At 52.5% G+C, this 1,890-nt stretch carries 4 protein-coding genes and 1 pseudogene; all 5 read left to right on the forward strand.

Going from position 1 to position 1,890, the window contains the following annotated elements; genetic code table 11:
- Nucleotides 1-473: pseudogene (locus tag ACOTYB_RS24705) on the forward strand (hypothetical protein); the annotation flags it as partial.
- Between the two features lie 4 nt (nucleotides 474-477).
- The gene (locus tag ACOTYB_RS24710; protein ID WP_069597502.1) at nucleotides 478-768 is read left to right on the forward strand and encodes an HNH endonuclease; all 291 of its coding nucleotides are present in this window, start codon (nucleotides 478-480) and stop codon (nucleotides 766-768) included.
- A 12-nt stretch (nucleotides 769-780) separates the two neighbouring features.
- On the forward strand, nucleotides 781-990 hold the full coding sequence (locus ACOTYB_RS24715; RefSeq protein ID WP_069597503.1) for a serine acetyltransferase: 210 nt from the start codon (nucleotides 781-783) through the stop codon (nucleotides 988-990).
- A gap of 121 nt (nucleotides 991-1,111) precedes the next feature.
- Nucleotides 1,112-1,546 (forward strand): hypothetical protein, encoded by a 435-nt coding sequence (locus ACOTYB_RS24720; protein WP_006811063.1) that lies wholly within the window; start codon nucleotides 1,112-1,114, stop codon nucleotides 1,544-1,546.
- 9 nt (nucleotides 1,547-1,555) lie between these two features.
- Nucleotides 1,556-1,890 (forward strand): terminase large subunit domain-containing protein (locus ACOTYB_RS24725; protein ID WP_421765918.1); only part of this gene is annotated, 335 nt, incomplete at its 3' end.

Consider the following 1,890-nt stretch of genomic DNA (forward strand, 5'->3'; position numbering starts at 1 on the left):
GTGACTGGATCGAAGGCGTTTCTTCTGTCGATGCCGAAGAAATGGTTCAAGCGCTGCAAGACGATATTCGCAGCAACGCAATGTTCGACGCCCTGAGTTGTGATGGTGGTATTTCCCCAGAAGAAATGCGGGATGCCGTGGAGCACATCAAGCGCACCAGGATGGCGAAAGCTTTAGGCAAGTCGCTGGCTGAACTGTCTCCATTCACCATGAAGAACGGACAAGTGTTTATCAATGATGCGTTTATCGGGAATGGCATTACGTCAGAGAGCGGCCGTATATATGCTTCTGGTATGGGTGTTTCTGTAGACAATGGAAAAGAGCAGGTTGAGTTTGAAGCTGAAAAGTTTGAAATTGCTGCCAGTTCCAAAGGCCCGCTAGATAGCGCCTTACAAGAGGCTATCAAAAAGATAGTGAACGAAGCCCTGCAGAAAGCTACTCAGCCAGGTGGCCTGCTGCATTCTCGGAAGTAGTTTTATGGCATCCAATTCACCCTGGCATAATCTCTACAACACGAAGCGCTGGTATCGACTCCGCTATCACCAGCTGCAAAAGCAGCCCCTTTGCGAGTTCCACCTCAAACGAAACCAGATCGTGTCAGCGCTGGTGGTAGACCACATCATCCCGCATAAAGGCGATGAGGCGCTCTTTCATAACCCAGAAAATCTTCAGTCGCTTTGCAAACGCTGTCACGACTCAGTGAAGCAGCGCATGGAGAAGGGCGGAACGGTAACGGAGTTCGACAATGATGGTCGGGTTATCTGGTAACAGGAGTATGCAATGCAAGATATGAAGATTGAATACCGGGGCGGTAAGCTTGTTGAACTGAGCATTGATGGCGTGAGTTTCAGCTCTGTTACCGCCATCAACTTCAACCACGAGGTGGGCGAGACGCTACCTACGGTCAGCCTGACCTTCCCGCTCGGTGTCGGAGAAAGACTGGTGCCCGCCACCCTCTCCCGCGAAAACCTGCGAATCATCGAGAAATGATATTAATTCTCATTTGCATACCTGAGGGCTGGGGGGAGGGGTAAAACTCTGGCGGCAAAATCTTAAAGACCGCGCTCCCCCATTTCATTTTAAAAACGTCCAGAAAAAAAGGAAAAAAGCGATGGCACAGCGAGGCAGAAAGTCTCTGGCTGCGACGTCTGCTGTCTCGCTGCCGGCACTGGCTGAAAGCAGGCTACAGCCGTCCATTCATCTGAGCGATCCGGAAATAAACGTCTGGGTCCGGTTGGTCAATGACAACCCCGCCAGCTCATTTACCGAAACGCACCGCGACATGCTGGAAATGTACTGCCGCCATGTTGTGCAGGCTCGGTTGCTCACCACCCAGATTGAAGAATTCGAACTGGAGTGGTTGTCCCGAGAAGATGGGCTGAAGCGTTACGACAAACTGCTCACGATGCGCGAGCGTGAAGTGCGCTCTGCGTCCTCACTGGCGACGCGGCTGCGGATCACCCGGCAGGCGACTGCCGATCCCAAAACGGTAGGTCGTGCCAACAACAATCTGCCACGGGAGAGAAAACCCTGGGAAATTGAATAAGGCTCTTCGATGGCTAAAAAAACTCTGACAAGAGCCGAGAGGAATATCCTCTGGTGCGAAAGAAATATCGTTATCCCTGAAGGTAAGTTTGTTGGCCAGCCCCTGAAAATGGCTGAGTTCATGAAAGACGACTTCAGGGCTATCTTTGACAACAAGCATGGCACTCGCCGCGCCATCATCAGCCGCGGGCGCAAGAACGCCAAGACCGTTGAAACCGCCATGCTGATGCTGCTCTATCTGGTGGGGCCAGAAGCGGCGCCGAACTCGCAGCTGTATTCTGCCGCACGTTCGCGTGACCAGGCGGCCATTCTGTTTAACCTGGCCTCCAAGATGTGCCGGATGAA

The organism is Enterobacter cloacae complex sp. IR5450 (assembly GCF_049238665.1).
In the GTDB taxonomy this organism is placed as follows: domain Bacteria; phylum Pseudomonadota; class Gammaproteobacteria; order Enterobacterales; family Enterobacteriaceae; genus Enterobacter; species Enterobacter hormaechei_C.

Bases quoted from the DNA above. Each gene is read 5' to 3' on its own strand.
- ACOTYB_RS24710 (WP_069597502.1), top strand. From the start codon at position 478: ATGGCATCCAATTCACCCTGGCATAATCTCTACAACACGAAGCGCTGG.
- ACOTYB_RS24715 (WP_069597503.1), top strand. From the start codon at position 781: ATGCAAGATATGAAGATTGAATACCGGGGCGGTAAGCTTGTTGAACTG.
- ACOTYB_RS24720 (WP_006811063.1), top strand. From the start codon at position 1,112: ATGGCACAGCGAGGCAGAAAGTCTCTGGCTGCGACGTCTGCTGTCTCG.